Genomic DNA, 16,310 nt, shown 5'->3' with positions numbered 1-16,310 from the left:
CTCTACCCTAACGGATTTTTATACCCGATGCGTATGAATTTCCAGACCGTTCCTTACCGGAGGTGAAAACCCATGGAACCCGACCCCAATTCTGTAGGTCCGTTGTGATCCGGTAAGCACCCGCTTTGCTGCTGCTTACCGTGACATTAAACGTTATCAGGTAAGCGGTGGTGCACGTCTGTTCGTTCGCCCCTGTTTTGTTATAACCCTTTTGCCCGTCTGCGGTCATTTTCCCGTGGGCGCAATAAGGTGCGAATGATGTTCAAAGATTTCACCTCCCGGCTGCTCAGCGCGCTCAGCCGCAACTTACCGCGCCGTTTAGTCCGTCGCGATCCGATGCTCGAAAACGTGCCAGGCCGCACTGCGCAGGCAGTTCCTGCGGCGATGGCCGCACATTGTCAGGCCTGTGCCCGCGCCACCGAAGACCAGCTTTACCTGCAATTTGCCAGCCATCCGGAAGGGCTGACCGCGCAGGAAGCCGACGCTATCCGTGAAGTTTCCGGCCTCAATCTGACCGGCGATCAGCAGCCTGCACCGTGGTGGCTCCACCTGTGGCACTGCTACCGCAATCCGTTCAACCTGCTGCTGACTGTGCTTGGGCTGGTGTCTTACGCCACCGATGATTTAACGGCGGCGCTGGTGATTGGCGCGATGGTGTTTATTTCCACCTTTATGCATTTCATTCAGGAAGCGCGCTCCAACAAAGCTGCCGATGCGCTAAAAGCCATGGTCAGCAACACCGCCACGGTGCTGCGCAGTGACACGCAAACCGGGCGCAGCGAAACGGTGGAAATCCCCATCAGCCAGCTGGTGCCGGGTGACCTGATCAAGCTTTCTGCGGGGGATATGATCCCGGCAGATTTACGTATTCTCTCCGCCAAAGACTTGTTTATCAGCCAGGCGGCGCTGACCGGTGAATCGCTGCCGGTGGAAAAACATGCCTGCGAGAAAAAACCGGTTGCGGCGGATCCGCTCGAACTGAACACGCTGTGCTTTATGGGCACCAACGTGGTCAGTGGTACGGCGATTGCGATGGTGATCGCCACCGGCGGCAAAACCTGGTTCGGTCAGCTGGCCGAACGCGTGGTGCAGGAAGATACCCAGCCGAATGCGTTCCAGGCCGGTATCAGCAAAGTCAGCTGGCTGCTGATCCGCTTTATGATGGTGATGACGCCGGTGGTGCTGGTGATCAACGGCTACACCAAAGGCGACTGGTGGGAAGCGGCGCTGTTTGCGCTCTCCGTGGCGGTCGGGCTGACGCCTGAAATGCTGCCGATGATTGTCACCTCGACGCTGGCGAAAGGCGCGGTGAAACTCTCCCGCCAGAAAGTGATCGTCAAACGTCTGGACGCTATCCAGAACTTTGGCGCGATGGACATCCTCTGCACCGATAAAACCGGCACACTGACGCAGGATAAAATTGTCCTTGAGCGCCACACTGACGTCCTCGGTGTGACCAGCGACGACGTGCTGCATCTGGCGTGGCTGAACAGCCATTACCAGACCGGCCTGAAAAACCTGCTTGACGTCGCGGTGCTGGAAGCGGGCGATGCCGGTCCGGTGCATAACTCGCTGAAAGTCGATGAGATTCCCTTTGATTTCGACCGCCGCCGCATGTCCGTGGTGGTCGCCGAAAACGATCAGAATCACCGCCTGATTTGCAAAGGCGCGCTGGAAGAAATGCTGTCGATTTGTACGCTGGTGCAGCTCAACGGTGAGATTGTGCCGCTGACCGATGTGTTGCTCGGGCGCATCCGCCGCATTACTGATGACCTGAATCAGCAGGGGCTGCGCGTGGTGGCGGTGGCACATAAAGTGATGCCATCACGCACGCAGGGGTACGGCGTGACCGATGAATCCAGCCTGATCCTGGCCGGGTATATCGCGTTCCTCGATCCGCCAAAAGAAAGCACCGCACCGGCGCTGGAAGCGTTGCAGCGCAAAGGCGTCACCGTGAAAATTCTCACCGGCGATAACCCGCTGGTGGCGCGTAAGGTCTGCAAAGATGTCGGATTACATGCAGAAACGGTACTGATCGGCAGCGATATCGATGCACTTGACGATGTGCAACTGCTGAACGTCGCCCGCGAAACCACGGTGTTTGCCAAACTGACGCCGATGCACAAAGAACGCATTGTGCGCGTGCTGCGCGGTGAAGGGCATGTGGTCGGCTTTATGGGCGACGGCATTAACGATGCACCGGCGCTGCGCGCGGCCGACATTGGTATTTCCGTGGATTCGGCGGTGGATATTGCCAAAGAAGCTGCTGATATCATTCTGCTTGAAAAAAGCCTGATGGTGCTGGAGCAGGGCGTGACAGAAGGGCGCAGAACCTTCGCCAACATGCTGAAATACATCAAGATGACCGCCAGTTCTAACTTCGGTAACGTGTTCAGCGTGCTGGTGGCCAGCGCCTTCCTGCCGTTCCTGCCGATGTTGCCGCTGCATCTGCTGATCCAGAATCTTATCTACGATGTGTCACAGGTAGCGATCCCGTTTGATAACGTTGATGAGGAGCAACTGGCAAAACCGCAGCGCTGGAATGCGGGTGACATTGGCCGTTTTATGGTGTTCTTCGGGCCAATCAGTTCCGTGTTCGACATTCTGACCTTCAGCCTGATGTGGTGGGTGTTCCAGGCCAATACGGTGGAGGCGCAGACGCTGTTCCAGTCCGGCTGGTTCATTGAAGGGCTGCTGTCGCAGACGCTGATTGTGCATATGATCCGCACCCGCAAAGTGCCGTTTATTCAGAGCCGCGCCTCCTGGCCGCTGTGCATCATGACGCTGATGGTGGTAGTCACCGGTATCGCGTTGATCTACTCGCCCGTTGCCGGATTCCTGCAATTGCAGGCGCTGCCGCTGAGCTATTTCCCGTGGCTGATCGCGATTCTGGCGGGCTACATGGTGCTGACGCAGTGCGTGAAAGGCTGGTTCGTGCGCCGTTACGGCTGGCAGTAATCTTTAAAATTCTATCCTGAATGCTAAAAAGCGCGACCGGTGAAGCGGCCGCGCTTTGCATTAATCAGTTTGAAATTTTACGACTGTGCGTTGTTCTTGCGATCGTTACGACGATTCACCCAGGTGTTAATCAGCAGGGTGATGATGAGAATCGACGCGATCACGCCCAGCGATATTCCCACCGGAATGTGGAACACGTCGAGCAGCAGCATTTTGATACCGATGAAAATCAGGATCACCGCCAGACCGTATTTCAGCATCGAGAAACGCTCTGCCACACCCGCCAGCAGGAAGTACATCGCACGCAGGCCGAGGATCGCAAACAGGTTAGACGTCAGCACGATGAACGGGTCGGTGGTCACCGCAAAGATAGCCGGGATACTGTCGACCGCGAAAATCACGTCGCTCAGCTCGACCATAATCAGCACCAGCAACAGCGGCGTGGCGAACAGAATACCGTTGCGGCGTACGAAGAATTTCTCGCCCTGTAAATCGTCGGTCATACGCATTTTACTGCGCAGCCAGCGGATCATCGGTTTCTCGCCCACTTCTCCGTCGTCATCTTTCGCCAGTGCCATCTTGATACCGGTGAACAGCAGGAACGCGCCGAACACGTACAAGATCCAGCTGAATTGCCCCACCAGCCAGCTACCCGCGAAAATCATACCGGTACGCAGAACGATGGCGCCAAGCACGCCGTAGACCAGCACGCGGCGTTGCAGGTTAGCCGGAATGGAGAAGTAGCTGAACAGAATCAGCCAGACGAAAACGTTATCGACCGCCAGCGCTTTTTCCAGCAGATAGCCGGTCAGGAACATGGTGGCTTTGGCGTCGGCGACTTCACGTCCAAACTCGCCGTTGAGATACCACCAGAAGCCGAAGTTGAACAGCAGCGACAGGCCAATCCACACCAGCGACCACATCGCGGCACTTTTCATACTCATGGTTTGCGCGCCTTTGCGACCCTGCAACAGCAGGTCGAACGCGAGCATAATTATCACTACCACGGCAAAAGAGCCCCATAAAATCGGGTTGCCTACGGAGTTCATCATTGCGGTATCCTCGGAAAAAAATCAAAAAAAAACGGCCAGCGTCGGAAGACGTTAGCCGCTCATTTTTTGAGCTGTGAGCAAACCTCGCCATCCGGCAAGGTCTCACTTACAAAGATAACTATTCATCTTGTGAATGCTTATCTTTGCCCCGGTAACCGGGTGGCTGAGACGGCGCTGCGTGAGCGCGGGTCCAGACACCGTAATGACGATTATCCGGCGAAGAAGTTACTCCCCTTTGCAGTTCGCAAATTAATGCAAAATGTGTCCGGTGTCAAACATTCAGAAACATTATAGAGCATTAACCCGCCAGTGCCTGACGTTTACCGAGTGCGCCGACAAAGGCCAGCAGCAGCCCCTGACTGAGCGGTGTTTCGCTAAGTTGCTGAGCCTGATGAGTAAAGTCCACCGAATCGTCTTCGGCCAGGGATCCCAGCCATGACAGATACGTTTTCATCACCGCCAGACTGAATTCCGGATGGAACTGGGTGCTGACAGCATTGGGGCCATAACGCAGGATCTGATGCGGGTCGTGCAGCGTTTTCGCCAGCACCGTCGCCGTCGCGGGCGGCGTGATAACGGTTTGCAGATGGATCAGATTCGCCGCGAACTGCGCCGGAAGCTGAGATACCAGCGGGTCAAGATGCCCGGCAGGCGTCAGCGTGACTTCATGGGTGCCCACTTCAATCCCTTGCGGGTGATAATCTACCTCGCCGCCCAGCGCATACGCCATCAGCTGATGACCGTAGCAGGCGCCGAACATCGGTAACTCCTGCAACATGCCCAGACGTACCCAGTCCGCCGCGTCTTCACTCCACGCCAGATGTTCTGTCACCATGCTGCGCGACCCGGTAATGATCGCCCCGCAATAGTTTTCCGGCGGCAGCGGGCGTTCACCCGCCTGCAAATCGACAATCACGACCTGCTGCGGGTCGATATCCCCCTGGCGGATAAACATCTGCGGGAAGTTATCGTGTGCGCGGCGGATAGGCTCCGGCGCGTGACCGGTCTGTAAAATCAACAGCGGTTTCTGACTGGGTGCAATCATCTGTTACTCCCGATACTTACGGAACATTAAGGCTGATTATCGGCCGGAAACACCACGCCGGTCTGACGACGGATTTCCGTCAGCACTTTGGCGGTGATGCGCGAGACTTCCAGCCCCGGGTGCGCGACAAACTGGCTGTCGACCAGAATCGCAAAAGTTTCTGCTTCATACAGCATGGTGTTGATGTGCTGCGGTTGTGTCAGATCCAGTTTCTGGCTGCCGCGTGGCGTCAGGCTGAGCGTCTGGCATTCAGACAGTTTTTCCATCTGCAGGGTGCCGTCTTCGCCCTGAATTTCGCTTGGCAGCAGGGAGTCGCTGATTTTGGAATGGTTGATCACCACTTCGAAGTTATCCGCATAAGACAAAATCACCGTGCCCTGACCGTCGACGCCGCTGTCCAGTAATGTCGCCGTGGCTGTTACTGATTCCGGTTCACCAAACAGCGAAATGGCGCTGGCCAGACAGTAATAGCCAATATCCATGATTGAGCCGTTGGAAAACGCCGGGTTAAAGGTATTCGGGTTTTCACCCGCCAGATAGCGCGGATAACGTGATGAATACTGGCAGTAATTCAGAATGGCTTTACGCAGTTTACCAATGCGGTTCAGCGCGCCTTTCATATGCAGGAAATTCGGCAGATAGGCGGTTTTAAACGCTTCGAACAGCACCACGTTGTTCTCTTTCGCGCAGGCAATCAGGCTTTCGGCTTCTTGCAGATTAGACGCCAGCGGTTTCTCGCAAATCACGTGCTTTTTATGGCTGAGGAACAACAGCGATTGTGGGGCGTGTAATGAATTCGGGCTGGCAATATAGACGGCATCAATCAGATCAGACGCGGCCATTGCTTCAAGGGAATCAAAATAATGTTCAACCGGATAATCCTCACCGAGCTTTTTAGCGCCTTCCAGCGTGCGGGAGTAAATCGCGGTTAACTTCATCTTACCGCTCTCGTGTGCGGCATCAATAAAACGCTGGGTGATCCAGTTGGTGCCGACGACTGCAAAGCGAATCATATGTGTTCCCTATAGATAAGTGGACAATGAATTATTGGTATAACTTGCCGAATATTTCCAGATGCGTCAGGTACATGCGCGTGTCGAATTCTAACTGATGATAGTCGGGCGTCATATGACAGCACAGGCTGTAGAAGGCTTTGTTGTGTTCTTTTTCTTTCAGGTGCGCGAGTTCGTGTACCACAATCATTTTCAGAAACGCTTCCGGCGCGCTTTTAAATACCGTTGCGACGCGGATTTCCGCTTTGGCTTTCAGCTTGCCGCCCTGAATGCGCGATATGGCGGTATGCAGCCCCAGCGCGTGCTTCATCACGTGGATTTTATTGTCATAAGCGACTTTGCTTAACGGCGATGAACTGCGCAAAAACTGGTTTTTCAGGTCCAGCGTATACTGATAGAGCGATTTGTCAGTGGTCAGCTCGTGCGGCTCGGGGTATCGCGTCAGCAACACTTTACCTAAACGTTCCTGTTCGATTAACTGGCGAACCTGAGCCTGAAGATTCTCGGGATAGCCTTGCAGATAGGTCAATTCAGGCATAACTGTTTGCTTTATCTCTTTATTGACGGGGAAAAGATGCCATACCGGTAAGCGGTGTTTTCGTCACGATCGCGCCAGTCCGGCAGATAAACCCCTTTTTAACTGAAAAAACGTTTTACTGATAGACCAAATTAAGGGATAAACAGCGCAAATTGAATATAGAGGAGGGCCAATGAGCCAATTCGAAACCGAAACAGGTGGTCAGTTATTGCAACTGCGTCTGGAACGTTATCCGCTGGAAGAAGCGGCAACGCAGTTGCAGGCATGGGAAGCGGCTGATGATTATCTGCTGCAAAACCTGAACACCGACGCGCTCAACGGCCGTCCGCTGCTGATTTTCAACGATGCTTTTGGCACGCTGGCCTGCGCCTTGCAGCCGCACAACCCGACCAGCATCAATGACTCTTTCATGAGTCAGCTGGCGATGCGCCATAACCTGCGTCTTAACGGATTTGACGAAGACAGCGTGGCGGCGCAAAGCAGCCTGGTGCCGTTGCCGATCAATCCGGGTCTGGTCATCATCAAAGTGCCAAAAACGCTGGCGCTGCTGGAACAACAACTGCTGGCGCTGCGTGAAGTGGTGACCCCGGACACGCAGATTATCGCCGGCGCGAAAGCCCGTGATATCCACACCTCTACGTTGCAGTTGTTCGAGAAAATCCTCGGGCCAACCAAAACCAGCCTGGCATGGAAAAAAGCCCGTCTGATCCATTGTGAAGCGACTCTGCCAGCGCAAACCGCTGAGCCGGTGATTTCCGAATGGGCGCTGGATGACAGCGAATTCCGTATTTCCAACCATGCGAACGTGTTCTCTCGCGGCGGTCTGGATATCGGCGCACGCTTCTTCATGCAGCATCTGCCGGAAGGTATCGAAGGGCGCATGGCGGATCTGGGTTGCGGTAACGGCGTGATCGGCATGACCGCGCTGGCGCTGAATCCGGATGCAGAAATGCTGTTCGTCGATGAATCTTATATGGCGGTAGAATCGAGCCGCATTAATGTCGAAAACAATTTGCCGCAAGATGTCAGCCGCTGTCATTTCGAAGTGAACAATATGCTGGCTGGTGTCGAGCGCGAAACCCTGCACGCCGTGTTGTGTAACCCGCCGTTCCACCAGGGCACCGTGGTCAGTGATGACACCGCGTGGCGCATGTTCTGCGACGCCAAACGTTGCCTGCAAACCGGCGGCGAACTGCGCATCGTCGGCAACCGCCATCTGGATTACTACCAGAAACTGCGCCGCCTGTTCGGCAACTGCACGACGATCGCTACCAATCAGAAGTTTGTGATCCTGCGTGCGGTGAAAACGGCGTCGCATCACTGATCACTGAATTGCTGACATGAAAAAGCCGCTTATCGCGGCTTTTTTTTCGTCTGCAGTTTTCTAATCCAATGTTTATATCTTCAGCGCCAGCCGCGTGCCCTGATCGATAGCCCGACGGGCATCAAGTTCGACGGCGACGTCTGCACCGCCGATCAGATGTACGGTTTTTCCGGCATCCTGCAACGGCTGATACAGGGCGCGCTGCGGTTCCTGTCCGGCGCAGATAATTACGTTATCCACTTCCAGACACAGCGGCTCGCCGTTCATGATCAGATGCAAACCCGCGTCGTCGATGCGTTCGTAGCTGACGCCGCTTTGCATCTTCACGCCACGGTGCAGCAGGCTGGCGCGGTGGATCCAGCCGGTGGTTTTCCCCAGTCCTGCGCCGACTTTGGTGGTTTTGCGTTGCAGCAGAACGATCTCCCGCGCCGCCGGTTCGGGCTGCGGTCCCTGCGGTGCCAGACCGCCGCGATGCCTCAGGCTCTGGTCGATCCCCCATTCGTGACTGAAGGCCTGAGTACTCAGGCTTGATGACACGCCTTTATGCACCAGATATTCGGCGGTATCAAAACCGATACCGCCCGCGCCAATAATGGCGACGCGCTGACCGACCGGTTTTTTATCTCGCAGCACGTCGAGATACGTCAGTACGCTCGGGTGATCAATGCCAGTAATATCCGGCAGGCGTGGTGAAATACCGCAGGCGAGGATCACTTCGTCATAACCCGTTAACTGGCTGGCGGTGACGGTTTCACCCAGACGCAGCGTGACGCCCAGTAATGTCAGCTGACGCGAGTAATAGCGCAGCGTCTGATAAAACTCTTCTTTGCCGGGGATCTGTTTGGCGACATTAAACTGCCCGCCGATTTCATTGTGTGCATCAAATAAGGTGACGTGATGTCCGCGGCTGGCGGCGGTGGTGGCAAATGCCAGTCCGGCTGGCCCGGAGCCGACCACGGCCAGGCGTTTGGTGATTTCCGCACGGGTTATGGGTAACTGCGTTTCACGGCAGGCGCGGGGATTCACCAGGCAGGACGTGACTTCTCCGGCGAATATCTGATCCAGACAGGCCTGATTACAGCCGATGCAGGTATTGATTTCATCAGCACGCCCTTGTGCGGCTTTTTCGACAAACGCCGGATCGGCGAGGAACGGGCGCGCCATCGACACCATATCCGCGCAACCTTCGGCGAGAATTTTCTCCGCCACGTCGGGATCGTTAATGCGGTTGGTGGTGATCAGCGGAATACCGACTTTGCCCATCAGTTTTTGCGTCACCCAGCTGAACGCCGCGCGGGGAACCATAGTGGCGATGGTCGGAATGCGCGCTTCGTGCCAGCCGATGCCGGTGTTAATAATGCTCGCGCCGGCCTGCTCGATGCGTTGCGCCAGAGTCTCGACTTCCTGCCAGTCCGAGCCTTCCTCAACCAGATCCAGCATGGATAAGCGATAAATAATGATGAACTCCCTGCCACAGGTTTCGCGCACGCGGCGCACGGCTTCTGTCGCAAACCGCATACGGTTATCGGCGGAACCGCCCCAGCTGTCCGTGCGCTGATTGGTGCGCGCGGTGAGGAACTGGTTTATCAGATAACCTTCGGAGCCCATGATTTCCACACCGTCATAGCCGGACGCCTTGGCGAGTTGCGCACAGCGGGCAAAATCCGCCAGCGTTGATTCGATTTCTTCTTCGCTCAGAGCGTGAGGTGTAAAGCGGTTGATCGGCGCCTGAAGTGCTGAAGGCGCGACGGGGTGGGGCTGATAACTGTAACGCCCTGCATGAAGAATTTGCAGCGCAATTTTTCCTCCGGCGGCATGAACGGCATCGGTCACCACGCGGTGATGCGTGATGTGCTCCTGTTCTGCGAGGATTGAACCACCCTGATACACCACGCCCTGCGCGTTGGGGGAAATGCCGCCTGTGACAATCAGCCCGACACCTGCGGCGGCGCGTTCGGCATAAAAGGCCGCCAGACGTTCAGGCCCGTCCTCCAGTTCTTCCAGTCCGGTGTGCATAGAACCCATCAGCACGCGATTTTTCAGTTGTGTAAAACCTAAATCCAGCGGCGCCAGCAGATGCGGATAAAACAGCGAAGCGCGTTCAGTCATGGAATTCTCTTAAGTGGTCGGAGGAGATGAATTCAATTTAGCGGGTGGCAGAGCAATTGGAAAGTCAGCGTGCAATGACTGTGATATGCGTCACTTTGGGGAAATCCCTGAGAGTTAATTAACTATTACGCATATTATTAATCGCCAAACATTAATTATGGCGGATTATTTTTGCGGAAGTCTGGTCGTCTGAAGTCGCGGATAAAAACATTATTTCTTTGTTTTTACACAATATTGATTGGTTGCAGGTTGTTTATTTTAAACATTTTTTTATTACGTTTATGCGCTTAGGATTATTTTTATAAAACAATCTCGAATCGATTCAGTTCAGGTTAGAGCTGGACTAGGCTGGAGCTGCTTCACCCTAAAAAATTCATTTCTAACCTGGATATATACTATGAATCTTATTGACCATACAGCCTGCCGCCCGTTTACCGAAGCCGGGCATTTGTCCCAGATTGCAGCCTATTATGAAGAAGGCCGTAATGTCATGTGGATGATGCTCAGGTCTTATCCACGTCCCTGTTTTAATCAGGAGCTTATTGAGGACATCATGACGCTCACCTATGCAGCAAAGGCGTCGGGGCTGCGTTTTGATTTTTGGGTCACCGGTTCTTTGGTGCCCAATATGTACAATGTGGGAGGTGACCTGAGTTTCTTTGTCGACTCTATCGTCAATAACAAGCGCGAGGCTTTGCGCGCCTACGCCAGAGCCTGTGTGGACTGTGTTCATGCTGCAGCGCGCGGGTTTGATGTGGGCGCGATCAGCTTGTCGATGATTGAAGGTACGGCGCTCGGCGGCGGATTCGAAGCGGCGCTGGCGCACCATTATGTGCTGGCGCAAAACACGGCCCGGATGGGGTTTCCGGAAATCGCCTTTAACCTCTTTCCGGGAATGGGCGGTTATTCGCTGGTCTCGCGTAAAGCGGGCATGAAGCTGGCGGAGGAACTGATTTCCACCGGTGAGTCTCATACGGCGGAATGGTTTGAAAGCCGCGGGCTGGTGGATGTGTTATTCCAGCCGGGTGAGGCGTTCAACGCCACGCGTACGTTTATGGATGTGCTGCGGCCAAAACTTAACGGGATCCGCGCCATGATCCGCGCACGCCAGCGCGTACTGCAACTTTCACGTTCCGAGCTGATGGATATTACGGAGGATTGGGTGGATGCCGCGTTTACGCTGGAGGAGAAAGACCTGAGTTATATGGAGCGTCTGGTCATGCTGCAAAACCGGCATACGGCATCACTGCGTAAAACCGGCTAGCAGCGGGCAGAAAGGGCCCGTTACTGGCGCTATTTCTGTTTTGCTTTAGGTTTAAAAATATTGGGTGAAGCAATCATTTTTTCTTCAAGCCAGTGCTCGAGTTCCGTTGCGGGCATTGGCCTGGCGTAAAGAAAGCCCTGTTTGCTGTCCACACCAATCTCGTCAATTAACTTCTCTTCTTCAGCCGTTTCCACCCCTTCCGCCACCACGGTCAGTTGCAGGGTTTTCGCCACCGCCACAATCGCCCGCACCAGCGCCTGGGAAACCGGATTGTCATTGATCCCACGGACAAAACTCTGGTCGAGCTTAATGCAGTCGAGCGGAATGCGTGCCAGCTGGGACAGGGAAGAATAACCGGTACCGAAATCATCCAGATGCACCTGCGCGCCGAGTTTATGCAGCTGGTTAATCATGGCGACAGCTGCGCCTTCGTCTTCCACCAGACAGCTTTCGGTCAGTTCAAAATCGAGCAGACACCCTTTCATGCCGGCTTTTTTCATGGCATCAGACAGCGTCGTGATAAACGAGCCATTATTCAGCTGGCGTCCGGAAAGATTCACGGCCACGCGCAGATTCAGCCCCTTTTTTTGCCATTCAGTCGCCTGACGGGTGGCGGTTTCGATCACCCATTTGCCGATGGGTGTAATCAGGCCAGATTCTTCGGCATAAGGGATAAAACTTTGCGGCTGGATAAGACCGCGTTCCGGCGAATTCCAGCGCAGCAGCGCTTCGACACTTTGCACGGTGCCATAAAGTGACACTTTCGGCTGATAGTGCAAAACCAGCTGGTCTTTTTCCGCCAGCGCTTTGCGTAAATGCGTATCCAGCCACATGTATTCTGAGGCTTTTTCATTCATGCCCGGCGAGAAAACGCAGTGCGCATTTTTGCCTTTTTCCTTCGCCACATACATGGCGGTATCGGCGTTTTGCAGCAGCGTATCGCCGTCAGTGCCGTGTTCCGGACAGATAGCAATGCCGCCGGAACAGCCGGTATAGACTTCAATGAGACCGATACGAAATGGCAGGCTCAGGCGGCGCAACACGCGCTGGCTCAGTGCCTCCAGTGCGCTCAGTTCTGCATGGATACTGAGGATGATGAATTCATCGCCGCCGAGGCGCGCGAGCTTATCGTTAGGCGAAAGACAATCCTGAATAGCGTCGGATACCGCCCGCAACAGGTGATCGCCAAACATATGACCGTAGGCGTCGTTCACCTTTTTGAAGTTATCCAGATCCAGATAAATCAGCCCGACTTTGTTTTCGCCGCGCTCGAGAAGGGCTCTGGCCAGAGATTCCTGTAACGCGTTGCGGTTGGCGAAACCGGTGACCAGATCGGTGTTGGCCAGCACGCGCAGACGCTCCTGCGCTTTGCGCTCGTCCGTAATGTCAGAACCCGAGCAGATCAGGTATTTTTGCTGTTTACCGCTGCCGCTGTGGACGAATTTATTGCGAAACAGAAACAGCCGCTGACCTTTAACCGTATTGATCCAGCGTTCGACTTCGTAGGATTGCTGATGCTGAAAAAAACCGTTGATGTTCTGGCGCGACGCCAGACCTTCTTCCATCGACATGAATAAATCGTAGGCGCTGCGGCCAATGACATCTTCTTCGCGCAGGCCGGTATATTCTTCGCTCAGCCGGTTAAAACGATGGATTTTGCCTTCCTGATCGATGATCACAATCACGGAGTTGGCTTCGGAAACCACCTGTTCAGCAAAAGTCAGACCGACTTCAAGATCGTGCGCGACGGATTCAGTGTCCTGATACGCTGATGCCGTGCCAGCCCAGGCTTTGCTGTCAATTTTCCGGCCGACAAGATAAAGGCGTACAGGGGAACCGAACAGGGTGATGTCCAGCGTGAAACTTGAGGTGATCCCGGTCAGTTGCCTGATTTTTCCCGCCTGCCATTGGGTCAGGGAGATAGCAACATTAACAACGCCTTTCTCTGCGGACAGCTCCAGTGCATTGCTGTCAGAACCCACTCGCCAGTATGGGCGGGGCGTACCAAAATGCAGGTACAGGATGGACGCATCTTGAGAATCGACCATGAATGTTTCTCCGAAAAGAACGCTATACGCCGCCAGTGTGGCGACATGGCGATAGTCAGCACAGACGGAGTTTACTCTGCTCAGCACACCCGCACCGCTCCGCAACTATCGGATACAGAGCCGGAAGGCGTAACACATTGAATTTAAGGTTAGCAACTGTCGGTTATATATCCAGTCACCGGACAGAAATTACTGCTCAGAACAGGCGGGTTCCGTTGCCGGGATCCCGCCTGAGAGAGAACGTGCTGACTGCATATCGGGCCTGGTTTCAGACCCGATATGTTATTTCAACAGGAAGCTGGTTTTCTTCACATCCTGAGAATCTAACCCGACGAATACGTTGAACTTACCGGGTTCAGAGGCCCATTTCAGCTTGTCATTGTAGAAACGTAAGTCTCTTTCATTGATAGCAAATGTCACGGTTTTCTCTTCACCCGGCTGCAGGGTGATCTTCTCAAAGTTCTTCAGCTCTTTAACCGGACGACTGATCGACGCGGTGACATCCTGCAGATACAGCTGGACGATCGTCGCGCCACTGACTTTGCCGGTGTTTTTCACCGTGACACTGGCTGTCAGCGGATGTTTCGCATCCATGGTTGTGGATGAAAGGTTCACGTCAGACACGCTGAAACGGGTGTAGCTCAGGCCATAACCGAACGGGAACAGCGGCCCGTTGGTGATATCGAAATAACGGGTCGTGTATTTATCCGGATGCTGTGGATTGAACGGACGACCGGTATTCAGCACGCTGTTATACAAAGGAATTTGCCCGACCGAACGCGGGAAAGTCATCGGCAGTTTGCCTGACGGGTTGTAATCGCCAAACAGAACGTCGGCAATCGCGTGACCGCCTTCGGTGCCGGCGAACCAGGTTTCCAGCATGGCATCAGAGATGTCATTTTCCCACGTCAGTGTCAGAGGACGACCATTCATCAGCACAATCACCAGCGGTTTACCGGTGGCTTTCAGCGCCTTGAGCAGGTCACGCTGGCTTTGCGGAATGCTGATATCTGAACGGCTGGAGGCTTCATGCGCCATACCCTGCGCTTCACCCACCACCGCCACCACGACATCTGATTTCTCAGCTGTTTTCACCGCTTCGTCAATCATGTCCTGTGGTTTACGCGGGTCGTTGATCACCTGCTTGTCGTAGGAATTAAGGAAATCGACCATCCCCTGATCGTCGGTGATGTTAGCACCGCGTGCATATAACAAAGTGCCTTTGTCTCCGAGGACATCTTTCATCCCCTGCAAGACAGTCACAGCCTGAGCGGCTTTACCGGCGGCAGACCAGCTGCCCATCACATCGCGTTTGCTGTCAGCCAGCGGGCCAATCACGGCAATGGTGCCTTTTTTCTGTAACGGCAGCGTCTCGTTGGTGTTTTTCAGCAACACGAGGGACGTACGTGCGACTTCGCGGGCTTCGGTGCGGTGCAGACGGCTTTCGGCATTGGTGTCCGCCGGGTCGCTCGACTGCGGGCCTAAATGACGGTATTCATCGACAAACAACCCCATGTCCCATTTCGCGGCCAGAACGTCACGTACGGCACGGTCAATATCCTGCTGACTCACCAGACCGTCGGCGAGCAATCCTTTCAGATACTTACCGTACATATTGTCGGCCATGTCCATATCGACACCGGCTTTCAGCGCCATCGCAGCCGCCTGACGATCATCTTCGGCCACGCCGTGTTTGACCAGACCGCCAATAGCGCCGTGGTCACTCACTGTCAGACCTTTGAACTGCCAGTCATCGCGCAGAATATCTTTCAGCAACCAGGTATTTGACGTCGCGGGAATGCCGTTAACACTGTTGAGGGCAACCATCACGCCACCGGCACCGGCATCTACCGCCGCTTTATACGGTGGCATGTAATCGTTAAACATGCGGGTCAGGCTCATGTCCACGGTGTTGTATTCGCGACCGCCTTCCACCGCGCCGTACAGCGCGTAGTGTTTGACGTTAGCCATCACGGCGTCGGGTGCGGAAGGGTCTTTACCCTGATAACCCGTCACCATTTCATGTGCCAGGCGGGACGTCAGGTAGGTGTCTTCGCCAAAACCTTCGGAGACACGGCCCCAGCGCGGATCACGGGTAATATCGACCATTGGCGAGAAGGTCATATTCAGACCATCTGCTGCGGTTTCCAGTGCGGAAATACGTGCGCTGGTGTTGACGGCCTGCATATCCCAGCTGGCGGCAAGGCCAAGGCTGATAGGGAAAATAGTGCGCTGACCATGCACCACGTCATAGGCATAAAACGGAGGGATCTTCAGGCGGCTTTCTTTGACCTGATCCTGCATGCGGCGAATATCAGGTTTAGTGACGGTATTAAACACGCCACCGACTTTACCGGCGCGGATGTCAGCCATAATGGCTTCTTTCTGATAGTCCGGCCCCACAGTGACCAGATTCAGCTGACCGATTTTTTCATCAATGGTCATTTTTTTCATCAGGTCCGCAATAAATGCATTGCGCTCTTTTACCTGATCCTGGGGAATGCCCGTCGTTTCAACGGCGAGCGAAGAAGCAGAACTTACCAGTAACACTAACGCGCCAAGCACGTGATGCGTATTCATCGGAATTCCTTCAGCCATAAGCAGGGGTGCCAAACCGGTGAAAATTCAGCAGCCTGAAGCAAACAAAGCAATGATCATTCTAAGAAAAGTATGGGTGAGAATCTAATACGACCCTTCAACTATTAGCAATGAATAGTTTATGCCCTGCGCACAATATCGTTTTACATTGCGGAGCAGAGTGCAATTTACAGGTAATCAGAAACTCACGTACAAAAAGACCTCAGATACGCCACGCATTTTTCTAAATTTAGGATTAAATGATATGCAGGTGAACAAATAATCAGCAAGCTGGTCTGAATGTTCATTATCAGGGCAATAAAAAAGGCAGAACATCATGTGCTGCCTTTCTTTCATCTGTTCTCAACGACACACGGTGAGC

The 16,310-nt window shown here is 54.2% G+C and carries 10 protein-coding genes; 3 read left to right on the top strand and 7 right to left on the bottom strand.

The features are described 5' to 3' along the window. Positions 1-255: 255 nt before the first annotated feature. Positions 256-2,958, top strand: coding sequence for a magnesium-translocating P-type ATPase (mgtA, locus tag ACM615_RS13680; protein WP_431012041.1), 2,703 nt, complete (start codon positions 256-258; stop codon positions 2,956-2,958). 77 nt (positions 2,959-3,035) lie between these two features. Here mgtA and ACM615_RS13675 read toward each other — a convergent pair whose 3' ends face one another. From ACM615_RS13675 to ACM615_RS13660, 4 genes are all read right to left on the bottom strand, one after another. After that, positions 3,036-4,007, bottom strand: a complete 972-nt coding sequence (locus ACM615_RS13675; protein WP_431012074.1) for a TerC family protein — start codon at positions 4,005-4,007, stop codon at positions 3,036-3,038. Between the two features lie 301 nt (positions 4,008-4,308). Continuing rightward, complete coding sequence (locus ACM615_RS13670) at positions 4,309-5,055, bottom strand: glutamine amidotransferase (RefSeq protein WP_112286756.1); 747 nt, start codon at positions 5,053-5,055, stop codon at positions 4,309-4,311. A 26-nt stretch (positions 5,056-5,081) separates the two neighbouring features. Next, positions 5,082-6,068 (bottom strand): Gfo/Idh/MocA family protein, encoded by a 987-nt coding sequence (locus ACM615_RS13665; protein WP_112286755.1) that lies wholly within the window; start codon positions 6,066-6,068, stop codon positions 5,082-5,084. A 31-nt stretch (positions 6,069-6,099) separates the two neighbouring features. Next, positions 6,100-6,606 (bottom strand): M48 metallopeptidase family protein, encoded by a 507-nt coding sequence (locus ACM615_RS13660; protein ID WP_112286754.1) that lies wholly within the window; start codon positions 6,604-6,606, stop codon positions 6,100-6,102. A 172-nt stretch (positions 6,607-6,778) separates the two neighbouring features. On the opposite strand from ACM615_RS13660, the gene rlmG reads away from it, so the two are divergent. Further along, the gene (rlmG, locus tag ACM615_RS13655) at positions 6,779-7,930 is read left to right on the top strand and encodes a 23S rRNA (guanine(1835)-N(2))-methyltransferase RlmG (protein WP_431012040.1); all 1,152 of its coding nucleotides are present in this window, start codon (positions 6,779-6,781) and stop codon (positions 7,928-7,930) included. A 72-nt stretch (positions 7,931-8,002) separates the two neighbouring features. Here rlmG and ACM615_RS13650 read toward each other — a convergent pair whose 3' ends face one another. Further along, positions 8,003-10,039, bottom strand: coding sequence for an FAD-dependent oxidoreductase (locus tag ACM615_RS13650; protein ID WP_431012039.1), 2,037 nt, complete (start codon positions 10,037-10,039; stop codon positions 8,003-8,005). A gap of 397 nt (positions 10,040-10,436) precedes the next feature. Here ACM615_RS13650 and ACM615_RS13645 point away from each other — a divergent pair, with 397 nt between their 5' ends. Further along, positions 10,437-11,303 carry a crotonase/enoyl-CoA hydratase family protein gene (locus tag ACM615_RS13645; protein WP_113877142.1) on the top strand — a complete coding sequence of 289 codons (867 nt, stop codon included), beginning with the start codon at positions 10,437-10,439 and terminating at the stop codon, positions 11,301-11,303. Between the two features lie 29 nt (positions 11,304-11,332). On the opposite strand, the gene pdeR is transcribed toward ACM615_RS13645, so the two are convergent. Both pdeR and bglX read right to left on the bottom strand, forming a co-directional pair. Then, positions 11,333-13,351: a cyclic di-GMP phosphodiesterase gene (gene pdeR / locus ACM615_RS13640; protein WP_113877143.1), complete on the bottom strand. Its 2,019-nt coding sequence runs from the start codon at positions 13,349-13,351 to the stop codon at positions 11,333-11,335. A 282-nt stretch (positions 13,352-13,633) separates the two neighbouring features. Then, the gene (bglX, locus tag ACM615_RS13635) at positions 13,634-15,931 is read right to left on the bottom strand and encodes a beta-glucosidase BglX (protein ID WP_431012038.1); all 2,298 of its coding nucleotides are present in this window, start codon (positions 15,929-15,931) and stop codon (positions 13,634-13,636) included. Between the last annotated feature and the right edge of the window lie 379 nt (positions 15,932-16,310).

The organism is Rahnella sp. PAMC25617, assembly GCF_050606005.1.
GTDB lineage: Bacteria > Pseudomonadota > Gammaproteobacteria > Enterobacterales > Enterobacteriaceae > Rahnella > Rahnella variigena.
This window is presented reverse-complemented; position numbering and strand designations above follow the sequence as displayed.